Source organism: Sulfitobacter profundi (assembly GCF_042661425.1).
GTDB classification, from domain to species: domain Bacteria; phylum Pseudomonadota; class Alphaproteobacteria; order Rhodobacterales; family Rhodobacteraceae; genus Sulfitobacter; species Sulfitobacter profundi.
The window spans coordinates 647,439-670,697 of the sequence record NZ_JBHSWA010000001.1; the positions used below are offsets into that span (position 1 = coordinate 647,439).

General features: G+C 61.6%; 26 protein-coding genes and 3 pseudogenes. 13 read left to right on the plus strand and 16 right to left on the minus strand.

Annotated features, from left to right (window positions below):
• Nucleotides 1–2: 2 nt before the first annotated feature.
• Nucleotides 3–758 (plus strand): flagellar biosynthetic protein FliR, encoded by a 756-nt coding sequence (locus ACFQAU_RS03525; protein WP_120350435.1) that lies wholly within the window; start codon nt 3–5, stop codon nt 756–758.
• A 3-nt stretch (nt 759–761) separates the two neighbouring features.
• Nucleotides 762–1,880, plus strand: a complete 1,119-nt coding sequence (flhB, locus tag ACFQAU_RS03530; protein WP_132445027.1) for a flagellar biosynthesis protein FlhB — start codon at nt 762–764, stop codon at nt 1,878–1,880.
• Between the two features lie 9 nt (nt 1,881–1,889).
• Here flhB and ACFQAU_RS03535 read toward each other — a convergent pair whose 3' ends face one another.
• From ACFQAU_RS03535 to ACFQAU_RS03550, 4 genes are read right to left on the minus strand one after another with little or no spacing between them, the layout of a single operon-like run.
• On the minus strand, nt 1,890–2,519 hold the full coding sequence (locus tag ACFQAU_RS03535) for a MotE family protein (protein WP_120350433.1): 630 nt from the start codon (nt 2,517–2,519) through the stop codon (nt 1,890–1,892).
• On the minus strand, nt 2,516–2,917 hold the full coding sequence (locus tag ACFQAU_RS03540) for a flagellar motor switch protein (RefSeq protein WP_132445026.1): 402 nt from the start codon (nt 2,915–2,917) through the stop codon (nt 2,516–2,518). The genes ACFQAU_RS03535 and ACFQAU_RS03540 overlap by 4 nt, the downstream gene beginning before the upstream one ends.
• Nucleotides 2,898–3,845: a flagellar motor switch protein FliM gene (locus ACFQAU_RS03545; RefSeq protein ID WP_132445024.1), complete on the minus strand. Its 948-nt coding sequence runs from the start codon at nt 3,843–3,845 to the stop codon at nt 2,898–2,900. Before ACFQAU_RS03545 ends, ACFQAU_RS03540 begins: the two co-directional genes overlap by 20 nt.
• Nucleotides 3,842–4,375, minus strand: a complete 534-nt coding sequence (locus tag ACFQAU_RS03550) for a flagellar basal body-associated FliL family protein (protein ID WP_120350430.1) — start codon at nt 4,373–4,375, stop codon at nt 3,842–3,844. The genes ACFQAU_RS03545 and ACFQAU_RS03550 overlap by 4 nt, the downstream gene beginning before the upstream one ends.
• A 182-nt stretch (nt 4,376–4,557) precedes the next feature.
• Here ACFQAU_RS03550 and fliF point away from each other — a divergent pair, with 182 nt between their 5' ends.
• The 6 genes and pseudogenes from fliF (at nt 4,558) to ACFQAU_RS03580 (ending at nt 9,258) form a co-directional block, all read left to right on the plus strand.
• The gene (fliF, locus tag ACFQAU_RS03555; protein ID WP_120350429.1) at nt 4,558–6,261 is read left to right on the plus strand and encodes a flagellar basal-body MS-ring/collar protein FliF; all 1,704 of its coding nucleotides are present in this window, start codon (nt 4,558–4,560) and stop codon (nt 6,259–6,261) included.
• Nucleotides 6,258–6,920 (plus strand): FliH/SctL family protein, encoded by a 663-nt coding sequence (locus ACFQAU_RS03560; protein WP_120350428.1) that lies wholly within the window; start codon nt 6,258–6,260, stop codon nt 6,918–6,920. Before fliF ends, ACFQAU_RS03560 begins: the two co-directional genes overlap by 4 nt.
• A complete protein-coding gene (locus ACFQAU_RS03565; protein WP_386280565.1) occupies nt 6,907–7,137 on the plus strand; it encodes a hypothetical protein in 231 nt (76 codons plus the stop codon). Before ACFQAU_RS03560 ends, ACFQAU_RS03565 begins: the two co-directional genes overlap by 14 nt.
• Nucleotides 7,131–7,364, plus strand: coding sequence for a FliM/FliN family flagellar motor switch protein (locus ACFQAU_RS03570; protein ID WP_386280569.1), 234 nt, complete (start codon nt 7,131–7,133; stop codon nt 7,362–7,364). The genes ACFQAU_RS03565 and ACFQAU_RS03570 overlap by 7 nt, the downstream gene beginning before the upstream one ends.
• Nucleotides 7,351–8,186: pseudogene (fliP, locus tag ACFQAU_RS03575) on the plus strand (flagellar type III secretion system pore protein FliP). Before ACFQAU_RS03570 ends, fliP begins: the two are co-directional and overlap by 14 nt.
• 22 nt (nt 8,187–8,208) lie before the next feature.
• On the plus strand, nt 8,209–9,258 hold the full coding sequence (locus ACFQAU_RS03580; RefSeq protein WP_067629210.1) for a flagellar motor switch protein FliG: 1,050 nt from the start codon (nt 8,209–8,211) through the stop codon (nt 9,256–9,258).
• 6 nt (nt 9,259–9,264) lie between these two features.
• Here ACFQAU_RS03580 and ACFQAU_RS03585 read toward each other — a convergent pair whose 3' ends face one another.
• From ACFQAU_RS03585 to ACFQAU_RS03640, 12 genes and pseudogenes are all read right to left on the minus strand, one after another.
• A complete protein-coding gene (locus ACFQAU_RS03585) occupies nt 9,265–10,098 on the minus strand; it encodes a DUF1217 domain-containing protein (RefSeq protein ID WP_132445020.1) in 834 nt (277 codons plus the stop codon).
• On the minus strand, nt 10,095–10,520 hold the full coding sequence (locus tag ACFQAU_RS03590) for a flagellar biosynthesis repressor FlbT (protein WP_132445018.1): 426 nt from the start codon (nt 10,518–10,520) through the stop codon (nt 10,095–10,097). Before ACFQAU_RS03590 ends, ACFQAU_RS03585 begins: the two co-directional genes overlap by 4 nt.
• A 1-nt stretch (nt 10,521) precedes the next feature.
• Entirely contained in the window at nt 10,522–10,926 is a 405-nt protein-coding gene (flaF, locus tag ACFQAU_RS03595) for a flagellar biosynthesis regulator FlaF (RefSeq protein ID WP_132445017.1), read from the minus strand.
• Between the two features lie 105 nt (nt 10,927–11,031).
• The gene (locus ACFQAU_RS03600; RefSeq protein ID WP_386283787.1) at nt 11,032–11,619 is read right to left on the minus strand and encodes a flagellin; all 588 of its coding nucleotides are present in this window, start codon (nt 11,617–11,619) and stop codon (nt 11,032–11,034) included.
• Between the two features lie 38 nt (nt 11,620–11,657).
• A complete protein-coding gene (locus tag ACFQAU_RS03605; protein WP_386280582.1) occupies nt 11,658–11,942 on the minus strand; it encodes a flagellin N-terminal helical domain-containing protein in 285 nt (94 codons plus the stop codon).
• Nucleotides 11,943–12,079: 137 nt separating this feature from the next.
• Nucleotides 12,080–12,457, minus strand: coding sequence for a hypothetical protein (locus tag ACFQAU_RS03610; protein WP_120350421.1), 378 nt, complete (start codon nt 12,455–12,457; stop codon nt 12,080–12,082).
• The gene (locus tag ACFQAU_RS03615; protein ID WP_132445016.1) at nt 12,454–12,756 is read right to left on the minus strand and encodes a rod-binding protein; all 303 of its coding nucleotides are present in this window, start codon (nt 12,754–12,756) and stop codon (nt 12,454–12,456) included. Before ACFQAU_RS03615 ends, ACFQAU_RS03610 begins: the two co-directional genes overlap by 4 nt.
• Before the next feature lie 9 nt (nt 12,757–12,765).
• Nucleotides 12,766–13,865, minus strand: a pseudogene (locus ACFQAU_RS03620) (flagellar basal body P-ring protein FlgI).
• 15 nt (nt 13,866–13,880) lie between these two features.
• Nucleotides 13,881–14,942 carry a flagellin gene (locus tag ACFQAU_RS03625; protein ID WP_132445012.1) on the minus strand — a complete coding sequence of 354 codons (1,062 nt, stop codon included), beginning with the start codon at nt 14,940–14,942 and terminating at the stop codon, nt 13,881–13,883.
• Nucleotides 14,943–14,949: 7 nt separating this feature from the next.
• Complete coding sequence (gene flgK / locus ACFQAU_RS03630; RefSeq protein WP_132445010.1) at nt 14,950–16,365, minus strand: flagellar hook-associated protein FlgK; 1,416 nt, start codon at nt 16,363–16,365, stop codon at nt 14,950–14,952.
• Nucleotides 16,366–16,377: 12 nt separating this feature from the next.
• Entirely contained in the window at nt 16,378–17,646 is a 1,269-nt protein-coding gene (locus ACFQAU_RS03635) for a flagellar hook protein FlgE (protein ID WP_132445008.1), read from the minus strand.
• 98 nt (nt 17,647–17,744) lie between these two features.
• Nucleotides 17,745–19,511 (minus strand): hypothetical protein, encoded by a 1,767-nt coding sequence (locus ACFQAU_RS03640; protein ID WP_132445006.1) that lies wholly within the window; start codon nt 19,509–19,511, stop codon nt 17,745–17,747.
• Between the two features lie 99 nt (nt 19,512–19,610).
• Here ACFQAU_RS03640 and flgF point away from each other — a divergent pair, with 99 nt between their 5' ends.
• The 5 genes and pseudogenes from flgF to ACFQAU_RS03665 all read left to right on the plus strand — a co-directional run bounded on the left by flgF (nt 19,611) and on the right by ACFQAU_RS03665 (nt 23,248).
• The gene (gene flgF / locus ACFQAU_RS03645) at nt 19,611–20,354 is read left to right on the plus strand and encodes a flagellar basal-body rod protein FlgF (protein WP_067629234.1); all 744 of its coding nucleotides are present in this window, start codon (nt 19,611–19,613) and stop codon (nt 20,352–20,354) included.
• Nucleotides 20,355–20,387: 33 nt separating this feature from the next.
• Nucleotides 20,388–21,172: pseudogene (gene flgG / locus ACFQAU_RS03650) on the plus strand (flagellar basal-body rod protein FlgG).
• Nucleotides 21,172–21,831: a flagellar basal body P-ring formation chaperone FlgA gene (gene flgA, locus ACFQAU_RS03655; RefSeq protein WP_132445004.1), complete on the plus strand. Its 660-nt coding sequence runs from the start codon at nt 21,172–21,174 to the stop codon at nt 21,829–21,831. Before flgG ends, flgA begins: the two are co-directional and overlap by 1 nt.
• A complete protein-coding gene (locus ACFQAU_RS03660; RefSeq protein WP_132445002.1) occupies nt 21,828–22,598 on the plus strand; it encodes a flagellar basal body L-ring protein FlgH in 771 nt (256 codons plus the stop codon). The genes flgA and ACFQAU_RS03660 overlap by 4 nt, the downstream gene beginning before the upstream one ends.
• A gap of 80 nt (nt 22,599–22,678) precedes the next feature.
• Nucleotides 22,679–23,248: a hypothetical protein gene (locus ACFQAU_RS03665; protein WP_067629242.1), complete on the plus strand. Its 570-nt coding sequence runs from the start codon at nt 22,679–22,681 to the stop codon at nt 23,246–23,248.
• The last annotated feature ends 11 nt before the right edge of the window (nt 23,249–23,259 follow it).

The window sequence follows — 23,259 nt, forward strand, 5'->3', positions numbered from 1 at the left end:
GGATGGACCTGTCCGCCCTTTTGACCGACGCGCTGATGGGATATTTCGTCGTCTTCGCCCGCATCGGCAGCGCGCTTTTGTTCATGCCGGGCTTTGCTGAAACCTCGGTGCCCACGCGGCACCGGCTGTTCTTTGGTCTGATCCTGAGTGCCGCGCTTTATCCGGTCACGGGCCTTGGCCCGGTGGCCGAGGATCGCCCCGGCGCCCTGCTGTTGATCTTCGGTTCCGAGATCACCGTGGGCCTGTGGATCGGGCTGGTGGCGCGCACCCTGCTCTCGGCGCTGCAATTCGCGGGCTATCAGATGGCGTTGATGTCGGGGCTGGCCAATGCCTTGGCCCCCAACATTGGCGCGTTTGAGGGAGCCACGAGCATGGCGGCGATGCTGCTGATCGGGGCCACGGCGCTGATTTTCATCACTGACCTGCACCACCTGATTATTGAATCCTTGCTGATGTCCTATCAGGTTTTCATCCCCGGCACCTTCATGTTGGCCGATCTGACCGATCAGTTTGCCCGCGCGACGCAGGTCAGCCTGTATCTTGGGCTGTCGATCGCCGCGCCTTTCTATGTGGCGGGTCTGGTGCTGAACGTCGGGATGGGTCTGGCCAACCGCATGATGGCGAGCCTTCAGGTCTTCTTTATTGCCCAGCCCTTGCTGATTGCCGCGGGGCTGGCCTTGATGGTGCTGGCGGTTCCGACCATGATGCGCGGGTTTCTTGAGCCTTTCGCGAATTGGCTCACCACCTACGGATTCTAGGCCATGTCAGACGAGGACAAGAGCAGTAAGACCGAAGAGCCGACGGAGAAAAAGCTCCGCGACGCGCGCAAGAAGGGCGACGTGCCTCAATCGCGTGAGACCGGCACGGCGATGCTGGTCTTTGCCCTGCTGATGATCCTGATCTTCGTGCTGCCAAGTTCGATTGGCCGGATCGTCGAAGCGCTGCAAGGCCCGCTGCTGGACGCTGGTGTCACCGCCATTGGCACCGGCGGCACCGGGGTCGTTGAGGCCGGGAATGTGCTGAAGTCACTTGGGTTTACGCTGGGGCTGGCGATGATGCCGGTCGCGGGGATCATGGTGTTGGCGGCCCTCTTTGGGGTGCTGATCCAAGGGGAAACCGTGGTCTCCGCCGAACGGATCAAGCCGAAAATTTCCAAACTGAACCCGCTGTCGGGGTTCAAGCGGCTGTTCTCGGCCGAAGCCTTTGTTGAGTTTGCCAAGAACACCGCCAAGGTGCTGGTGATCGGCTTCATCACCGTCTGGGCCGTGCGCGATATTGCGCAATCGCTGGGTCAGACACAGGCCTTCATCCCCGAGACATTGCTGGATGCGGCCTTGCAAAAGGTGCGCTGGATCTTTCTGGTCACCACCGTGCTGCTGGTGCCCATCGCCATTGCCGACATCATCTGGAAGCGTGCGCAGTGGAAGAAAAAGCAGATGATGAGCCTCAAGGAAATCCGCGACGAGCATAAAGACAGCGAGGGCGATCCGCAGATCAAGGGCCGCCGTGCCGAATTGCGCCGCGCCCGCGCCCGCCAGCGCATCGCGCAGGCCATCCCCAATGCCAGTGTGATCCTGACCAACCCGACCCATTACGCCGTGGCGCTGAAATATGAACAGGGCGTCGATGATGTGCCAGTCTGTGTAGCCAAGGGGGCGGATGTGATGGCCCACCGCATCCGCGAACTGGCCAAAGAGCACGACATTCCGATGATCGAAAACCGCCCGTTGGCCCGTGCGCTACATGCAGCGGTGGAAGTGGATGACCGTATCCCGATGGAGCATTGGCAAGCGGTGGCCGAGATCATCGGCTTTGTCATGGATCTGCGCCGCAACGTGCGCCGCAAGCCGCCCGCGGGGTCGTCGATCCGCGAAGATTAACCCGCCCGCTCAGCGCAGGCGCAGCCCTTCGAGATTGCGGTCGGCGGGGAGTTTGGAGCGTTCCAGCAGGATTTTGGTGATCAACCGCGCACGGACAAGGCTGAACGAGCCCATGATCTGCGCGGCATCGCGTTCGGGCATGGCACCGATCACCTGCACGGCGGTTTCCACGTCGATTTCATCCATGATGCCCGCCGCCACCTGCGGCTTCATGTTGCGATAAAGCTCGACCAGTTTGGTCATGTCTTGGTTGTTGGCCTCTTCGATCACCTTCAATTGCGCGCCGATCTCATCGCGCAGGCTGGCCAGCCGGGTCTGCTCGGCCTTGAGGCTTTCTTCGGCCAGCGCCAGCTTGGCTTCCCGGTCGGCGATCGTGTCGCGTTGGTCTTTGAGCAGGGCACGCTCTTCGGCGATGGCCTCGGCGATCAGATGGCTCGGCTCGCACATGCCGCTCTGACCCGGGGCGCTGGCGTCATAGCTGGGCGGCGCGGGGGCTGCGGCAAGCTCGACCGGTACCGGGGGTGTGTCACCCGGCGTCTCGGCGATGGCCATCATTGGCATGAACTCAACCGTGAGCTTGAGCACCCCGGCGACGCCAAGGCCAAAAAGCGCGATCTTTGGTAGGGAGATACGGCTCATTCCTTACGCTCCTTGGTGATGTCGAAAAAGGTGCGGACCAGCTCGGATTTGCCCTGCACCGCCGCCTGCCCCCGCACTTGGGAACGCCCTTTGAGACGCGCGGCACGCATCTGTGCGGGGCTTTGGCCTGCGGCGGCAGGCTCAGCCGCGGCTTGGCGCGGCTGCGGGGTGTCGCGCTGCACGGGTGGCTCGGGGCGCTGCACCTTGGTGCTGAGATCGCGGAGGTCGTCAACCGATTTGGCGGATTGATCAACCGCGCTGGAAAAGGCCCCAACCATCGGCTCCATTTCCTTCAAGGTGGTCATGAGCGCGCGAACCCGACGATCAAGAATAAAGGCATAGACCAGCGTGCCGACCAGCAGCACGATGATGAGGATATCAATCAAGGCCGGCATCATCGTCGCTGTCCTCCTGACTTTCCTTGGGCAGCAAGGACTGGATCACCCGCAGCGCCAAGGCGCCATTGCTGCGCTGGCCAAAGGCGGCTTGGAACATCGGCCGCGCGTTCACCATGCCGACGACGGGGGTATCAACCGTCATGCCCAGATCAATCACCTGACCGGGCTTCCATTCCAGCACCTCATGCAGCGGGATCGTCACCTCTTGGAGCACGCCGGTGATGGTGACCGTGGTGCTGGAAATCTGGCTGTTCATATCCTTGCGCGCGTTGCTGTCAGTGGGCGAGCGCCCGCCAAGGAACGGCTGCGCCAACTGCGCGCTGACCTCATCCAGCGTGCCATAGGGCAGCACCAAGGCCATATGGCCGCTGCGGTCTTCGAATTGCAGATGCATCCGGACCAGCACCGTCGCGGTGCGCGGGGCCGCCAGCATGACCGACCGGGGATTGGACTCCAACGATTGGATGTCGAATTGCACCGGGCTGACATCATGCAAGCAATGCGCCAGCCCTTTGAGCGACAGTTCCGCCAGTCTGCGGCCCAGTTTCTGCTCAATCGCAGTCAATCCACGCGGCTTCCACTGTTGGCTTGTGGCGCGGCGACCGCCCAGCATGATTTCTAGGACCGAAAACAGCAGGTCCGGCTCGACCACACAGGCGATCTGGCTGCCCCAGCCTTCGGCATTGGCGATGGCGATGAGCGAGGGCGCCTGAATGCTCTCCATCGCGTCCTCATAGGGCATGTATTCCAGCGAGCTGAGCTCGATCTCTGGCGCTACGGTGCAATAGGATTTGAGGTCGGGCACCAAAGCCAGCAACAGACGGTCGATGATGATCTCAAGCGTGGGCAGGCGCTGAAAGCTTTCGCGCGCCTGACGGATCATCGTCTCTTCGAGGCTTAGCGCATCGGAGGAATCCGCTATCGTCATTGCACCACCATATCGGCAATCAGTATTTCATGCGGCGCGTCAGTGTGGCCGACCGCCCGCGCCCGGCGCAGCAGTTCGGTCTTCAGCATCGCCAGCCCATAGCTGCCAGTCAGGTCGCTGACATGCAACTGCCGCAGGAAGTCTTGGAAGCTGTCGCGCAGGTAAATCTCACGCGCGATCAGGCGGTCCGCGCCCTCGGCGGTTTCGTCATAGACCATCAGCATGTTCAGCTTGAGAAATCGGCTGGTCTGCCCGCCCTGCGGCCCGGTATCGGTGACGTTCACGATGATCTCGGGGAAAGGCATGACCGGCATCTTGATCTCGGTCTTCGGCTTTTCGCCATGCGCGTCTTCGCTGCCTTCCTCACCATGGGCATTGTCAGCGGTCTCAACCGTATCCTCGACGGCTTCATCCCCGCCGAGCCCCACCATTTTCAAAAGCCCCGAAGGACCGATGGCAAGCGTCACCCCACCGACGCCAGCAAGAAGGCAGAGCAAGACGACAGCAAGGATAGCAAGAGGCTTTTTCATTCTTCAACTCTTAATCGGATCCTGCGCGGAGCGCCATATGCAAGAACAAATACATCCCCAAACAAGCTTTATTGCAACAGAAACCTGTTTATTTTTCGGTTCTCACAAGTATAAATCGATATATGCTTGCATAGTGGCGACCGAGCAGGGAATGCTCGGACTATCCAATCGAGTGAGGGCCCGTGAATCAGATCGTTGAAAACCTTAAGGATTTAGGTCCAAAGCGGCTGGCTCTTCTGGGCGGCATCGGTCTGGCGATCACCGCGGCCATCTTTATCGGCGCGCGGACCATCCTCGCCCCTACCTATGTTCCGGTTTACAGCCAGCTTAGCCCCGGCACCGCATCGCAGATGATGCAGACGTTGGAACAGGCGGGGCTCACGGTCGATCTGTCGCGCAATGGCGATACCATTTCGGTGGCCGAGACCGATATCGCCCGTGCCCGCATGGCGCTGGCTGATGCGGGGCTGCCGGGCGAAGGCGTGCCGGGTTGGGAGATTTTCGACAATATGTCCGGCATGGGGATGAACTCCTTCATGCAAAAGGTGAACCGGCTGCGCGCACTGGAAGGCGAGCTGGCCCGGTCGATCCAAACCATTAGCGGCATCAAAGCCGCGCGGGTGCATCTGGTACTGCCCGAACGCGCCGCGTTTTCGCGCAGCCGGGCCGAGGCCAGCGGCTCGGTCATCGTGCGCTCGCAAGCCAACGCCAGTATGACCCGCAGCCAAGCACAGGCGATCCAAGCATTGGTAGCCTCTGCCGTGGCGGATTTGGAAGCGCAGAATGTGACCGTGCTGTCGGCCTCGGGTGAGACGATCTTGGCCAAGGACGAAGGCGGCAGCTCTGACTTCTCCCTTCAAGGTCAGCGCAGCATGATCGAAGAACAACTGGCGCAAAAGGTTGAATCCATTCTCAACGCCCGCGTCGGGCCGGGCAATGCCCGCGTGCGGGTCAGCGTCGATCTGACGACCGAACGCGAAGTCCGCGTCTCGCGTAGCTTTGATCCTGCCCAGCAGGTGGCGCGGTCGATCGAAACCCGCGTGCGCAACTCCAATGAAACCGACCCGGCGGCGGCGACGGTGGATGTGGCCAATAACATCCCCGATGAGCTGCGCGACGATGCGGGCGGCGGCGCGGGGCAGTCCACCCGCTCTGAGAACGACGAGATCATCAACTACGAAATCGGCTCGATCCAGAGCGAGCTTGTGCGCGAGCCGGGCGATATCGAGCGTATCTCGGTCGCCGTGCTGGTGAACGGCAGCTATGGCACCCTGCCCGACGGGTCCGAGGGCTATATCGAGCGCAGCCCCGAAGAAATGCAACGTCTGAGCCAACTGGTCAGCACGGCCATCGGCTTTGATCAGGCACGCGGCGATCAGGTGCAGGTCGACAGCCTTCAGTTCCTTGATTTCGATTCCGAGTTCAGCAGCCCCGCAGGCCGTGGCTTGGGCGCGGTACTGGCCGATAACGCCATGACCATCCTGCGGTCGCTCTTTGCCTTGGCGCTGGTGGCGATCATCATGGTGCTGGGCGCGCGCCCGCTGCGCATGGTGCTGGATGCCACCCTGCCCCAGCCCGCGCTGGCCGGTGCTGGCGCAGACGCGGGCCTGCTAGACGGTCCTGAGCAGGATAACGCGCCAAAAGCGCTGACCGGCGGCACCCAGAACGAAACCCCGCCAAACCGCCTGCCCACCCCGGCGGGCGTCCAAACCGGTGCGGTGCTTGGCCCAATGGACGAGATGCCCCGCGACATGGTGCAACTTGCTTCGGTCGAGGGCGCGGTGCAACACAGCCAGTTGCGCGCCGTAGCCGAACTGGCCGAAGACAACACCGAAGACGCCCTGCGGGTTCTGGGCCAATGGCTGTCGGAAGGGGATGATCTGTGATCACGACCCTCAAGCTGCAAAACTTCGACGAAGACGGCAAAAGCAAGCCGCAGGATCCGGCGCTGCCCACGCCCGAAGAAATCGAAGCGAAGATCAAAAAGGCCCATAAGCAAGGCCATATCGAAGGCTATCTGGCCGGGGCCGACGCGGGCCGGGCCGAGATGCACCAGACCATGCAGGCCGAACATGCCGTGATGGCTGAAAAGCTGGCACAGGAACTGGCGCGGCTGTCGCAGGCGATGCAGGCCCATCAAGAGGCGCTGATGGCGCAGATCGTGGGCTTTACCTTGCAAACCTGCGAGATCGTCCTGCCCGAGGTGATCGAACGCCTGTCGACCGCGCGGGTGAAAAAGACCGTGACCCAATCGCTGAAAATGGCCATCGGGTCGAGCCAGATCAAAGTGCGCCTGTCGCCCGCCACGCTTGACCAGATCGGCCCAGACCTGCGCCAACGCGCTGTGTACTACAAATGCGACGGCGTGCTGGACCTGCGCGCCGATGCCGACCTGCCCGATGGGGATGCCCGGATGGAATGGGATCACGGCAGCCTTGATTACGGGTTCAAAAAGATTTGCGACCGCCTGCTCGCCGAATTGCGCGACACCCATGCGCGGGCGCTGACAGCACAAAAGGAGAAGGACGGAAATGGACAAGCCTGACCTGCAATCGCCCAAAGATGACAACAACGCCGCGAAAGGCACCCCGCCCGACGCCACACCCGGCGCGCAAGAACAGCCGCGCGCTGACGCCTTCGGCAATACCGCCAGCACAGGCAGCGATGACGCGGGCGTCTTCCCGCAACTCGACACCGAAGACTCGCGCAACGCCCTTGCCCCCGCCCCGAGGCCGGTGGCGCTGGCATCAACGCCATGTTGAACGTCGGCCTTGATGTGCAGATCGTGCTGGGCCAAGCCCGCATGCCGATCTCGCGCCTGCTGGAACTCACCCGAGGCTCTATCGTAGAGTTGAACCGCAAAATCGGCGCACCGGTCGACCTCATGGTCTCTGACCGTCTGGTGGCACGCGGGGATCTTGTGAAGGTCGGCGAAGACCGGCTTGGCGTGTCCCTGACCCAGATCGTCAAGGACTATGTCCCTGACTGACCTCCCCTCTCTGCGCGCCTATGCGTCGGGCCGCATGGGCCTTGCCCTGCTGGTGCTTCTCGCCAGTGGCGGCATGGCCATGGCCCAAGACGGAGGGTTTCTCTCCACGCTGTCGGATGTGATTGGCGACACCGCGCCCGGCAGTGACGAAAACGCCAATCTGTCGGGCCGGATCGTTCAGTTCATCGCGCTGGTCACCGTGCTTAGCATCGCGCCGGGGCTCTTGGTGGTGATGACCAGCTTCACGCGCTTTGTCATCGTCCTGTCGATGCTGCGCTCGGCCCTTGGCCTGAACCAGACCCCGCCCAATATCGTGCTGACCTCGCTGGCGCTGTTCATGACCTTCTTCGTCATGCAGCCAGTGTTCAAGGACGCCTATGAGGCCGGGGTCGAGCCGCTGTTGGAAAACGCCATCGGCGAAGAACAGGCGCTGGAGCGGATCGCCACGCCCTTCAAAAACTTCATGTACGTCAACACCCGGCCCGAGGATTACGCCCTGTTCCTGCGCATCGCCCCAACGGATGAAGAGGCCGAAGAGACCCCCTGCCCGCCTCGGCAGAGGAGGCCACCTTTCGCCATCTCGTTCCGGCCTTCATGATCTCGGAACTGCGCCGCGCCTTTACCATCGGCTTTCTGATCTACCTGCCCTTCGTCGCCATTGACCTCATCATCGCCTCGGTCTTGATGAGTGCGGGCATGATGATGCTGCCCCCGGTGTTGATCTCCCTGCCGTTCAAGGTGATCTTCTTTGTGCTGATCGACGGTTGGTACATGCTGGCAGGATCGCTGATCGAAAGCTATGTGCCGCTTGCCGGTGGCTGACCTGCACTGAAAGGATTTAACCATGTCGACCAATGCCCTTTCCAAAACCCGCAGAAAGCCCATCACGGTGGAGGATCTGAACGGTCCCACCAAGGCGGCCATCACCTTTCTCTGCCTCGGAGAGCAGACCGGTTCGGAACTCATGCAAAAGCTCGGCACCGCCGAGATTGAACGCATCACCAGCGCCATGAGCCGCCTTGGCCCGATCCCCGCAGAGGTGGTGGAACATGTGCTTAAAGAGTTCACTCAAAAGGTGGTCAGCGGCACAGGATCGGTCGTAGGGTCGCTGTCGACGGCAGAGTCCATGCTGCGCAAGTTCATGCCCGAAGAACAGGTGACCAGCATCATGGCCGGGCTCAAGGACAGCGAGCGCGAGAACGCCATGTGGCGCGGCTTTGGCGCGCTGGATGAGACGGTGATCGCCAACTATCTCAAGGGCGAGCACGACCAGACTGCGGCGGCGATCCTCAACAACGTCGACACCAGCGTGGCCGCCAAAGTGCTGCCGCTGCTGGGCCCTGAGCGGATGCAAGACATCGCCGAGCGCATGATCGCGATGGAGGCGGTGCCGCTGCACATGATGCAGCAGATCGAAGAGACGTTGAAACAAGACATTCTGTCGAACGCGATGCACACCAATTCGGTCGAGACGCATCAGCGCATGGCGGATCTGTTTAACCAGTTGGATGTGCAGGCATTCGAAGAGCTTTCCGGTGCGCTGGACGCGCGTATTCCCGACGCTTTCCAAGCCATCAAACAGCGTATGTTCGTCTTTGACGATCTGTTCAAACTGCCGATGCAGGACTTGGCGCAGGTGATGCGCGGGCTGGATGGGGCCACCCTGCCCATGGCGATGCGCGGCGCCAAGAAAGAGCAGCGCGATCACCTGATGGAATGCCTGCCACAACGCTCGCGTCAGATGCTGATGGACGAGATGGCCGCCACCGGTCCGGTCCGGGGCCGCGACGTGCGCGCCGCACAGGCCGCCATGGTGGAATATGCCAAGACCCTCGCCGACGAGGGCGTGATCGAACTGCCCTCGGCAGCCGATGACGACGAATTCATCGAATAAAGAGGATCAGCGGTAGGCGCTCGACGCGCTGTAGCCACCAGTGATCGTGGGGATGTCGATGGTGATGGCCGTGAAGGTGCCGCCCTGACCGATAGAGACGGCCCCCTGCATCAGCGAAAGCACGGTGTTCGACGACGACGAGACACCCTCTACCGCATCGTAAATCGCCGAGAACCGCGAGACGAGCTTGTCGACCTCGGCGGGGTCTTTCAGCTTTTCGATGTCGAACTTCTGTTCAAAAAGCGCGATCTGGCGGTCGAGATCGACCCCAATCGCCTCATCCGGTACGCCAAGCGCACGGCGCATAAAGCTGCCGAGGTCTTCGTCTTTCAACACGTCGAGCCAAGTGTTGATTTCAGAGGCTTTGGATTTGAACTCCAAGGCAATCCGGGCGCCTTCGTTGTCTTCCCCGGCAGAGTTTAGAACGACCCGTTCTTTGAACCGGTCGATCATCTCATCCTGCCAGCCCGTGCGATTGAAGTTAAAGCTCCGCCCACCATCGGGGGCAAAGCCCAACGTATCGTACATATCTTTGATCTTCGGGTTGCTCAGCCGGTTCACCAGAGCCGAAGACTCATCGGAATTGCTCTCTAGCGTTTTGCGGATCATTGCCTTGCCGAAGATCTGATCCTCAAGATCAAAAGCCCGCATGACAAAAGTATAAACTTCGGTATCGGCAACAAATTCCTTCGCAGATTTGATGTCGCCGATACGCTCTTTAAAGGCTTCGATCTGCCGGGCGTTCAAGGCATCGTTGGCGGCAAGGTCGAGCTGTTTGTCGCGCGTTGCGTCAAACAGCTTAACCGCCACCTGCGTGCCGATACCGCCCAGCGAAATCATGCGTGCGCGGCCTCATGGTTAGGCGCCGGAGGCGCCGGGCGAAGCTGCATCAGCTCAGTCTCGTATTTGAGAACCCCGCGCAATTCGCTCATCGCTTTGTAGAAGTCGGCCATAGAGACGAAGTTCGCCGCTTCCATGATCCGGCTGCGCATCTCAGCGCCAAAGCAACAGGCGAGATCAGCCAAGCCTTGCTGGATCATCGGCAAGATTTGATCGCGGGTATCGGGACGGATCAGCGCGGTTTGCACCAAGAAATAGACCTTGGACACGGGCGTGGATTCCGCATCCGGCTTCAACAGATCGGACTCGCGCACAATGTCGGCGCGGTTTTCGACGGTCAGCGCCTGACGGCGGTCGCCGTTGCGGATGACGCAGCCGTTCACGACCACACGTTCACGGGGGCGGAGGGTGAGTTTCAGCATCTTACACCTCCTGCATCTGCGGCGCGGCCTGCCCGGCCAAACCTGCGGCAATGTTGCCATTGATCTCAACGAGACCCGCCAGACGCCCCTCGCCTGCCATCAGCGCGGTGCTATGACGGTCCACCCAAAGTGCGATGGAGATCAGCGACGCTTTCAACGCATTAGGCATCTTGTTTTCCGGCTCAGATAGGTCATGGCGCAGGGCCGACCAGAACCGTTGATTTTCGTAGATTGCATCGCGCAGACCGGAGGCGAGGATGTTCAACCGCTCGCTTTTGTCTTCGGTCGCATCAAAGCCTTGGCCCTTGTCGGCAAGGTCATGTGTGACGCGGCTCAGAATGCGGCGCTCGATCTGCCGCGGGGTTTCGCTCTCGCGAATTGTTCGTTTGTATGCTGCCAGCCCCATAGGAATTCTTCCTTGTTTTTATAGTTTGCTGCCTGCCAACCGCAAATTCTGAGGCGGTTGGACCGGGGCCAAAGCGCTAGGCTCTGGCCCCGAAAACCCTTATCCTTAACGGAACAGGCTCAGGATGTTCTGCGGCGCCTGGTTGGCGATCGACAGGGACTGCGATGCCAGCTGCTGCTGAACCTGAAGCGCCTGAAGACGGGCGGCTTCTTCTTCCATGTTGGCGTCAACCATCGCGCCAACGCCAGTGTCGAGGTTGTCGGAGAGCTTGGTCAGGAATTCCTGCTGACGCTCGATCGACTTTTCGGCCTGACCCAGAGTTGTGGAGGCACTTACGGAAGCTGTTTTGGCTTCATCGGCCTCGGTCAGCACTTGCGCAAGGAAAGCTTCACCGGTGGTGGCGTTGCCCGCGTTCGTCGCAAAGCCTGTCGCGATCAGGGCGAATTGCTCGCGCTGACCGTTCAGGTCGACCGGGGAGACGCTGATCTTAGTCGTGGTCAGGTTGCCAGCAGAATCACGGCTGATACCGCTTACGACTTCACGCGCCGCTTTTGCGCCGCTGGTGCCATCCGTGATTATACCAGTTGCGGGATCAATCGTTGACGCGGTGGCCGCGGTCCCGTCCGTTGCTGTGCCCTCTGCGTTAACCAAGTCGTCGCCGTTAAAGGTCGACTGCGAAATGATCGCGTCCATGTCGGCCACGAGACGGGTCAGGTCGGCTTCGATTTCGGTCAGACCCCCTTGTTCTCTTGGGCGAATGCAACCTTGTCACGGAATTCCGATGCAAGCTCGGAGAACTGCTCTGCGCCAAGACGCGCGGTCGCAACCGAGTTCTTGGTCAGTGTCAGGCTCTCATTCACGGCTTTGGTCATGCCGCTGTCGCCCTTCATGGTTTCGGAAATCGCGAAGTAAGCTGCGTTGTCCTTACCGGAAGAAACTTTGAGACCGGTCGAGATACGGTCTTGGGTTGTCCCAAGGTTCGAGTTGACGTTCCGCAGAGTTGCGAGAGCATTCATTGCGGAGGTGTTTGTGTTGATCGAAGACATGTTCTTATTCCAGACTATTCTAGTTCGTTATGTCGTCGTTCTGACAACTGCGGGGCGAACCCGCTTGATTACGTTTTTACGCGAAAAACTGGCAACATTGAGGCAATTCAGAAACTTTTGTCCACGGTTGTCATCAGTGTTGCGCGGTTGTCACGCTTCGCACCGCTTCGGCCGTAAATGCCTGCAATGCTGTGCTTTTCCCGGATTCCGGAAACTTCTTTGATCATCTCTGCCGTGGCTTGGCGGGCCAATTGCAGGTGGTGATGATCGCGCGCGATCAGATCTTTTAGATCGCGCAATTTATCTTTGCTGACCGCTTCGGGGTCGTGGCTGAGTTGCTCTTCCAGCACAGCGGTGAGTCGGGCTTTTTCGCTGGCAAACTCGACCAATTGATTGAACGCTCCACCCTCGACCGCGGCGATTTCGCGGCGCAGCAGGTTGCCCAAAGCGTCAACGGCGGCGAGCGCTTTGCGCGGATCGCTCATCGGTCTGCCCCCGTTTGATAGCGCTGCATGGCGGTCTCAATACTGCGGGCGATGCCGGTGCTGTTCTGCTCGGCGATGCTTTCGCCAATCGCGTTGGACAAAAAGCTGCGCCATGTCTCTTCGGCATGGCCGCCGCCAAAGCTGCCGATGTCCACAGTCGAGAGCATTTCATCGACCATCTGGCCGAGGAACATGGCCTCGAACTCCTGCGCTTTTTCGGCGGCGACGGCATCGGTCTGGGTCACTGCAGGCTTGGCTGCCGGGGTCGGCGTGGGGATTGGGAGAGATGCGAATTCCATGACCTGCCCCTAGATGATCTCAAGGTCGGCATGCAGAGCGCCCGCCGCCTTGATGGCTTGAAGGATTGAAATCGTCTCGGTCGCGCCGACGCCAATGGCGTTCAGCCCGTCGACCAGCCGTTGCAGGCTCACCGACCCGTCGATGACGGCAAATTTCGCGTCTTTCTCTTCGACGCCGACCGAAGAATTCGGCACCACCACGGTGGTCCCGCCAATCGACAGCGATTCAGGTTGGCTGACGTTGAAATCATCGCGGACGGTGACGGTCAGGCCACCTTGACTGACCGCGACGCGGTCGATGCGGACATTCGCGCCGATGACAATGGTGCCGGAGCGCGCGTCGATCACCACTTTGGCGATTTGATCCGGCTGCACTTGCAGTGGCTCGATCAGGGCCATCGTCTCCATCAACGACCCTTTGCCGTAGGCGGATACGGTGATGGTGCGCGATCGATGGCGGTGGCGACCGGGCCCATGGCTTGGTTAATCGCGGCTTCCACCCGTTGCGCGGTCACGAAATCTGCGTTGCGCAGTGCGAGTTTGATGCTGGTCAGCTCGCTGAAGTCAAAGTCGACCTCACGTTCGACGATGGCGCCGTTGTCAATCCGCGCGCCGGTGGGCACGCCTTCGACGATGGAGGCATTGAGGCCTTGGGCCGCGAAACCCGCAACGGCGATCGGGCCTTGGGCCACGGCGTAAATCTCACCATCGGCGGCGGTCAGCGGCGTGACGATCAAAGTGCCGCCGCGCAGCGAAGACGCATCGCCCAAGGAGGACACGACCACATCAATGGTGCTGCCCATCCGCGCGAAAGGCGGCAGGGACGCGGTGACCATGACCGCGGCAGTATTCGCCGTGCGCATCTGGTCCTCGGTCAGGTTGCCGATGCCGAGCCGCTCCAACATGCCCTCAATCGCGCGTTCGGTGAAGGGCGCGTTGCGCAGGCTGTCGCCCGTGCCGTTGAGGCCCACAACCAGCCCGTAGCCGACCAATTGGTTCGACCGCACGCCTTCGACGGTGACGATATCCTTGATCCGCACCTGTGCAGCCACCGGCGCGGCTAGCGCGAAGGTGAGGCCGATCAGCAGGAGTTTAAACAGGGCGTTCATGGGCGGCGGTTCCGGTTAAAGGTAGTTCAAAAAGGACAGGCGCGAGAGGCGCGCGGTGACGGCAAAGCTGGAGTCGAGCTGGTTTTGCAATTGGGTCAGACGGGTGGCTGCGTCATATTGATCGACGCCTTCGAGGTTCATCACTTCGGCGTCGAGAAACAGCGCCCGGCTTTCCTGAGCCGAGATCGTATCGGCCAGTTGCGCCCGTTTCAGGCCGGTCTGGGTTTCCAGATCGGTCAGCCCTTCGAGCCCGGCGCCGATGGCGCTGCGGGCCTCAGTTAGCCACGCATCACGGGCGGCCTCATCAGGGATATCGCTGGGGTTTACCGCGCTCAGCATGGCCAGACCGCGCATCAGATCGCGGATCGCCGGATCGTTGGCCTGCGCGCCTTGGGTCAGCGTCTGGGTCTCAGAGGTGCGCGAGGTCAGCGGCGGATTGCCTGTCGGTGCGCCGTTGTAAAAGGTGTTTTCGAAATTATGGTTTGGGAACACTGAACTATCGCCAAACCCCGCCTTAAGATCGTCGATGGCGCGCTGCACATCGGCCATATCCGTCAGGGGGCCGCCGATCATATGATCCACCGCGATGGCTGGGGATTCCCCCGTGCGCGGGTTGATCTCGTCCCATGCCTGCAGCGGGTTCGTGTCAGTGCGGGTGCCGGACATCAGGAAACCGGAACTGTCGCTGACCGCGGCTCGTTCCAACACCCGGTCAAGCGCCGTGCGCGCCGCCTGAGACAGGTAGCTCGTCGAAAGCCCGCCCGCGCTGTCAGCTGTGAAAGCCTGTTCAAGCACCTCTTGCCCGACATCGCGCATGGCGCCAAGCGAGGTTTCCACGGCGAGAAAGCGACGATCTAAAAGCGCATTGGAAGTCAGGAAACCATCGTTGCGGGTAATCTGCATCCGGATGGCGATGGCATCGGCAGAGCGATGGCCCAGATCGTCATAGGGGTTGGCCTTCAGCCCCGTTGTCACCTCTTTCGACACATCCGAGATCTCGGCGGCGAGGCGGCTGGTCTGCTCGCGCTGGCGCAGGCTTTGCAGGGCGGTGGAGACGGTGCGAGAAATCTCGGTCATTCTATCCTCACACGCTGGCCAAAAGGGTATCGAGCATGTCGCTCAGGCTGCTGAGCACCTGCGAATTGGCGCCGTAGGCCTGTTCAATTTCCAAGAGCTTTTGCAATTCGGTGTCGACGTTGACGCCTTCGATGCTGCTGCGGTTGTCCTCAAAGGTGATAAGCCGCACGCGGGCCGTCTCGGCCTGCGCGTCGGCGCTGACCCGCAGGACGTTCTGCTGGCTGACCAGATCAGCGGCGAAATCCCCCAGACGCGCATTGGTGCTAAGGCCGGTCGCCGCGTCGAAGGTCATCCCCGTTTCAAGGACATCGACGAAGGCGTTCAATTGCGTGGTGTCGCCCGGCTCTCCGGGGAGAGTGGCCCCGACGCCATCGCGCAGACGCCACAGCGCGCCGCCCTTGTCGGGCTGAACGCTGTTGTTGATCGAAAGCCGCCCGGCCAGCCCATCCAATTGCGCCGGGTCAAACGCGCCGCCCGCGTCGGTGAACAGCCCCGGCTGCCCGGCCCCAACAGAGGCATCGGCGGCCTCGAAACTCTGCACCAGCCCGCGGGCGAGCTCATCCAGCTGCAGTTTCATCTGCGGCAAATCATTGGCGATCAACCCGCTCAGCCCCGCAAGGCGGCCGCTGTCGGACCCGCGCGCGGTGGCGCTGTTTGGTGTGATATCGACATCCCCGGCCATCAGCCGCCCGGTATCGCGGTTGGCGCTTAGCTTGACGGCTGTCTCTCCATGAACCAATTCCGTGCCGCCGGTGGTGTGCAGCGTCAGCGTTCCGTCCGCTTCCCATCGGCCTTGGAAATCCATCTGCGTGCTCAACGCATCAAGGCGACGGTTCATCTCATCCATCAGCCCGCTGGTGCCGGTGGAATCGGTCCCGGCAAGCGCCAGACGTTCGTTCAGTTCGGCAATATCCGACAGCGCCGCGTTCACCTCGCCCACGCTCGACACAAGGCTATCGCCAGCCTGTCCGCGGCTGGCTTCAAGCTCGATGGCGGCTTTGTTGATGCTGTGCACCAAGGTCTCGGTCCGCGAGAGCAGGTCGTTCTGCGCCGCAGGATCGGAGGGGTTATTGGCCAGAAGGTCGAGACCGGCCTGAAACTCCGCCAGACGGGCGGCGGGGGAAACCTCATCGCCCGGCTCGCCCAAGGTAATCAGATAGCTGCTGAGAATCTCGCTCGTGGCAGAGGCTTGGCCCAGTTCGGCCGAAGCATTCCGCGACATGCCTGCAAGGCGTTCATCCACCTGCCGCGCGATGCGCAGCTCGACCGCTCCGCTTTGACCGTTGGTGGAGACCTGCGCCGCTTCACGGCGGACGTAACCTTCGGTTTGCGCATTGGCGATATTGCCCGCAACAAGGCTGGCGCGACCCTCTGTCGTGCTCAGCCCGCTGCGGGCAATGCTAAAGGCGGATGAGATGCTCATTCATGCACCGGGTTAACGTTTGATACTCAGCGTTTCACTCAGCATTTCGTCGCTGGTGGTGATGATCTTGGCGCTTGAGGAATAGGCCCGCTGCGTTTGGATCAGGTCGGTAAGCTCTTGGGCGATATCCACGTTGGAGCCTTCCAGCGCGCCGCTGTTGATGCTGCCCAGACCGTTCAGCATCGGATTGCCGATGCTCACTGCGCCGGAATCGCGGGTGGCAACATAGGCGTTGCCATCGACCGAGCGCATCTGGTCGGGGTTGGCAACATTGGCAAGCGGCACTTGGAACAGCGCACGGCGCTGACCGTTGTCAAAGACCCCATAAAGGATGCCGCTGTCGCTCATCTCGGCCCGCTCAAGGCTGCCGGTCTCGGTGCCGTCGTCCGAGAAGGCCGGGGGCGTGTAGTCGCCGGAAAACTGGGTCATCCCCTCAAAGGTGCCGGGCGCGCCGAAATCGATCTCAAGCGGTTGTGGAGTGCCGCCGTTGTTGATCTGCAGCGTCACAACACCGGTCGCGGGGTCAATCGGCAGGGTGCCGGGCGTGTAGCTCTCGGGGCTGCCCGCGTTGACGCCGCTGTCGGTGAAATTCACCGTTGCATCGCCATAGCTGTTGCCTGCCTCATCGCTGATGCTGACGGTCCATTCATTGGCCGTGGTGCCCGGAGCCCAAGACAGGGTCAGCGCGTCGCTGCCGCCCAGTTGATTGACGTAGCGCAGGGTGGATTCGAAGGCCGTGCCGGTGGTGCCAGCCCCGGTCTCTTGCGCAGGCACATTGCCCGACACGCCGACGCGCGCACTGGGCGTGCCTTGAACCTGATAGCTGGCCACATTCACGGTGCTGAGGTCATTGTAGCTGGTGCTGCTGACGCTGCCGGTGGCCCCGGCTGCATCGGTGGGAAAGCCCGACAGAAAATAACCCGCAGAGTTGCGCAGGTTGCCGTCCTGATCCGGGGTAAAGGAGCCCGCACGGGTCATGTAGTAGTTGGATTCGACAGGATCATTCGGGTTGCGCGACACGACGAAAAAGCCATCACCCTGCACCGCCAGATCCGTTGAGCGACCGGTGCCCATGATGTTGCCATTGGCCGAGATATCGGCCCGCACGTCCGTGAGCACCCCCGCCTGCGTTGCCCCAGTATTCTGCGTCACGAATTCCGAAAAGGTCCGCCGATAGCCAACCGTATTGGCGTTGGCGATATTGCTAGAGATATTCTGGACGCGGGAGGAGTTGGCCTGCAACCCGCTGACCCCGATCTGGAGGGCGCTTGTAATGCTCATGACTTGATCCTGCTCGTTCTTGTTATTCTTGACCTATACATGAGAAAGCCGATTCTTCATGACTAAAGCAAGAATAAATTTTGCATTTGATATTTATGTCACTGACTTTCCTTGACATCCGTTACTTTGGTCACGGCATCAAGGATACGGTCCGCGCTTTCCATGCTCAGCCGCATCACGTCTGATCCCAGCGGCCCCTCCCCTCGGGGCTGTGCGCCGAGCCCGGTGGCGAGGTCTGCCCAGCCGGGCAATTCGGCAAGCGCGGGAAAGGCCGCGGCGGCCCGGGCGACGGTCTCGCTGTCGCCCGCTTGATAGGCGGCAAGGGTCAGGCGCGTAGCATCGGCAAAGGCGAACTGCGGGGGATGGGCCTCCCACATTTCAAGAAAGGCCTGCCGGGCCGCGCCCCATTTGCCGGTCTCGTATAGAGCCACCGCACGGCTGCGGCGCAGGTCCATGTCTTGGGCGCGCAGGCGCAGGGCGGCCAACTCATCCGTGCGGCCCGCCTGCGCCAAGGCTTCGACCAAAAGGGCTTCGGCCTCGGCCCCCTGATCGTCGGCATAGCCGCTTAGTAAATCTACGGCCGCATCCGCCTGCCCGCCTGCCAAAAGCGCGCGGGCCTCGCCGCGGCGCAGATCGGCCAAAAGGGCTGCATCGGGGGCATTCGTCCCGACCCCCTCCAGAGCCTCCACCATTTCACGCAGCGCGCGATACTCGCGCGCAGCAAGGGCGGTCATCCCGGTGTCCAGCAGGCGCTGCGGCACGGCGGCGGCATGTTCCACAAAACCCGGATCAAAGCGCCAGCGGGCGCTGATGCGGGCGTGCCCCTCAAGGAACGGCCCCAGATCGAGCTCACCTGCAGCGCCCGCGGCGTAGAATGCGCCATAGATGTCCCGCGCCTGCGCGCGTAGCGCGTCGGCCTCATCATCAGGGGCGCTGCGCAGCAAATTGTGCAAGGCCCAAAGGGCGGTATCGGTATCGCCCTGCTCTGTCGCGACCTCGGCCAGCAGCACCGCGCCCTCGCGGCCAAGGTCATCCCCGCTCCACATCCAGCGCGCGGTTTTGAGCAGCGACAGCGCATCTTTCCCCGGCAAAGTCTCGGTTTCTCGCCCCATCCGAACCAGCGCGAGCCGCGCCCGTTGCGCATAGAGATCGCGGCCCTGCGCGGCTTGGACATACCCCTCAAAGGCCATCAAAAGATCGCCCGACACTTCTGACGCGCGGGCCAGCAGGTAGCGATAGGCGGGGCCATCGCGCAACTCTGCATGTTTGGGAAACTGCGCGGCCAGTGCCTGCGCCACATCCCAATTCTCGGCCTCCAAAGCCGCCTCAAGCAGGTCCGGCAGGACCGCGGCTTGGATCGCGGGTGACAGGGCGCCGAGACTCTCCAACGTGCGCGGCATCAAACGCGCCGCCTCCTCCGCCGCCCCCAGCCGGGCAAAGGCCGCTGCCCGCAGGGCCTGCCCCTCGCTCCACCCGACGGACCAAGACACCGCCTGCCCCAAATCTCCGCCCGCGCCCGCGTCCTCTTCCAACAAAGCAAGGGCGAGGTTCAATGTTCGATGCCGCCGCGCTGCGTCACCTTTGAGGGCCTCGGCGTCGAGCGCCGCCAAAAAGCCTGCCGCCTCAGGGCGCATCATCCATGCAAGGTGCAATTCCGAAAGGTCCAGCAGCGCCGCGGCCCGCTGAGGGGCATCCGGATCGGTCGCGGCGAAAAGCTGCGTCATCAGCGTCTCACGGGCGGCAAGGAAATCCTCTCGCCCATGTTCCACCAAGGATAGAGGCGCAAAGATAGCGCCTACCTCCCCCGCCACAGGCGCGGCCAAGATCAAAGAGAGACCAAGGACAATGTTGTGCAGATGCTTCATTCTATGAATAGATGCACTTTATTCTTGTAAAGATCCATTCTTTATTTCACACTGACCTTCAATAAAGTCACGCCATCCTTGCCCAAACTGAGGCCCGCCATGACGGAAACCAGCCATATCAGCATGTCGCTGGCGACTTCCCTTCAGCGCCAACTCGACATCACCGCCAACAACATCGCCAACGCCAGCACCGCAGGCTACAAGGGCGAACATGTGGTGTTCGAAGCGCTGCTGCAGGACAACACCGCGCTTGGCGACGATCAGGCGGCTTTCGTCAGCGACACGGGCTCTTACATCGACACCCGCCCCGGCGCGCTGTCGCAGACTGGCAACCCGCTGGATGTGGCGCTGCATGGCGAGGGGTGGTTCAGCTATCAAACCGCCGACGGGCAGCAGGCCTTTGGCCGCGATGGCAGCTTTGTCCTCGACCCAGAGGGCAATCTGACCCTGTTGTCGGGGGCAAAAGTGCTCGACGCGGGCGGTGCGCCGATCCAACTGCCACCCGCAGGCCTGGGCGACATCAACATTTCCGAAGACGGCACGATTTCGGGCAGTGAGACCGGCCCGCTGGGCCGTATCGGCGTTTTTAATATCCCAGAAATCCAAAGCTACAAGCGCCTTGGCGGCGGCATGCTGGTCGCGCCAGAGGGCGCCGCCAATCCCGCCGTGGCCGAAGCCGTGCAGGTGCGCCAAGGCACGCTGGAGCTTAGCAACGTCAACCCGGTGCGCGAGATGACCCGCCTGATCGACGTGCAACGCGCCTATGAGCGCACCAATACCATGATGGGCAATGCGGACGACCTGCGCCGCGACTCGCTCAAACGGATCGCGCAGGCGGTCTGACCCCGACATCCGTGAAACGGAAGGAACGAGACAATGAAGGCACTTAGCATCGCCGCAACCGGCATGATGGCGCAGCAGACCAATGTCGATGTGATCTCGAACAACATCGCCAACGCGAACACCACCGGGTTCAAAGCCAGCCGCGCCGCCTTTCAGGATCTGATCTATCAATCCATGCAGCGCGAGGGCGCTGTCACTTCCGAGGCCGGATCGACCCGCCCCGTGGGCATCGATATCGGCATGGGCGTGCAGACCGCAGGCACCGTGCGGCTGAATACTCAAGGCGGCATGGTTGCCACCGAGAACCAGCTTAACGTCGCCATCGACGGGCGTGGGTATTTCTCGGTCACGCTGCCCGATGGCGGCACCGCTTATACCCGCGACGGGTCGTTCCAGCTTTCCCCCGAGGGGAGATCGTCACCATGCAGGGCTACCGCGTCGAACCGGGCATGGTCGTGCCCGAAAACACCACAGCGGTCGAAATCAACGAACAGGGCGTCGTCATGGCCTATGTCGAAAACGATCCCGTGCCGGTGGAACTGGGCCAGTTCAGCCTGACCACCTTTGTCAACGAGCCGGGGATGCGCCCGGTGGGCAACAACTTCCTGCTGGCAACCGAAGCCTCGGGCGAAGCGCAGGTGGTGAACCCCGGTGATCCGGGCGCGGGGATGATCCGTCAGGGCTATCTTGAGGCGTCCAACGTGAATGTCATTCAGCAGATTACCGATCTGATCTCGGCGCAGCGCGCCTATGAGATGAACTCCAAGTCAATCGAGACCGCAGACCAGATGCTCTCGGCTGCGAACCAAATCCGCTAATGAAACGGCTCGCCGCCCTCCTCCTTGGCCTGATGGTGCTGACGGGCCCTGCCCTGTCGGCCCCCATCGGTGTGTTGGTCGAGGAACGCGCGCGCACGGATTACGCCGACAGCCTGCCGCAAGACGGCGAGTTCGAGATCACCGTCAAGGACGCCCCAGCTGACGCCGTGTTGACGCTGGCAGAGTTCTGGATGGACCCGCGCAGCGGCAAGTTTCTGGCGAATGCGGTGCTTGAGACGGGCGAGGTGCAGCGCATCGGCGGCTATGCCCTTGTGACCATGCCGGTCCCTGTCCCCGTCACGCGCCTGCTGCCCGATGATATCATCATGGAAGACGACCTGACCGTCATGCGCCTACCCGTGGGACGCATCGGCACCTATGTGATGACGGATATGGAAGAGGTCATCGGCAAACAGGTCCGCCGCGTCCTGACGCCGGGCCGCCCAATCCAGATCCAGTCCATCATCCAGCCCTTGGTCATCAACCGGGGTGAGCGGGTGGATATCTATTTCAGCGACGGGCTTCTCGCCCTCTCCTCTCCGGGGCGCGCACTTGATGATGCGCATGAGGGGCAGGAAATCCGTATCGTGAACCTTGTCAGCAACAAAACGGTCACCGGCATCGCCACCGGCGAAGGGACCGTGGAGATCATTCGATGACCACCGCTTTCGCGCGCCCCTCTGTCTTGATGTTGGGCGCGGCCCTTGCCCTGACCGCCTGCGATACCGCAGATCACTTCGACCGCGATCCGCAGCCCTCGCCGATCGTGGTGGATGGGCAAACCATCCCTGAAGTGGCCCGCGTTCAAGTGCCGATGCCCGCCGTCGCGATGGAGCCGCCACGCAGGGGCAGCGCCAAAGCGTCGCTATTCTCGGCCCGCAGCGAAGCGTTGTTTGCGGACCAGCGTGCCGATGATATCGGCGATATCGTCACGGTCGTGATCTCAATCGACGACCGTGCACAATTGCACAACTCGACGGACCGCGAGCGCGAAGGCGCAAGCTCGATCGGTTTCCCGACATTCTTTGGCTATGGCGCGAAAATTGCCGCAATTCTGCCCGGAATCAGCGCAGCCGACCTTCCGAGTGGCGATGTCGTCGAGATCGGCTCGGCCTCCGAGGCAAGCGGCTCTGGCGCCATTTCGCGCAACGAACAGATCGAGCTTAAAGTGGCCGCCTTGGTCATCGACAAATTGCCCAACGGCACGCTCGTGGTCGCGGGACGCCAAGAAATCATGGTGAATCAAGAGCTGCGTGAGCTGCGCATGGCCGGGATCGTGCGCCCTGCCGACATCCGTGACGACAACACCATCTCTTACGACAAGATCGCCGAAGCCCGCATCGCCTATGGCGGTCGCGGCACGCTTTCGCGCGCCCAAGAGCGCAGTTACGGTGAAGATGCGATGGATGTGATCCTGCCCTATTAATTCGCGACTTGGTCACAAAGTGAGACCATTGCCGTCGCAATCGACCGTTAAACCTGACGAAAGCTCAGGAAAGGTCGAACATGAAAAAGGCAGCAATCGCATTCGTAGCACTCCCCTTGCTTTGCATGGGCGCAGGCTATGGCGCCGGTCTGGCCCTTGCCCCTGCCCCAGCCGAAGCGGCGGGAACAGAGATTGATGAAAACGCCCCCCATGGCGCGGATGAGGCGGCAAAAGACGCAGCCCATACCCCCGAGAAAGACGCCCATGGCGAGGCATCCGCCAAGGATGAGGCCCAAGCGCCGATGGACAGCTATGAACTGGCCAAGGACCGCACCGTGGTGCGGCTTGGTCAGATGACGATCCCGGTGGAGAAGACCAACAGCGTCTCTTATATCGTGGCGGATTTCGCGCTGAAGATGGGAACGCTGGAATTGGCCGAACGCTACCGCCGGGTCGAGGATGCGACGCGGATGCGCGATTCCCTTTTGCAGGCGATGAACCTCGCCGCCGAAAGCGCTGTGCTGCGCGGGGTGGCGATTGACAGCGAAGCTCTCTCGCGGCTGCTGCGCGATCTGATCAGCAAAGAGCATAAGGGCGTCGACGATGTGATGTTCGTATCGCTCTACAAACAGGATGTGGCGCGGCTCTGACCCGCGCCGCG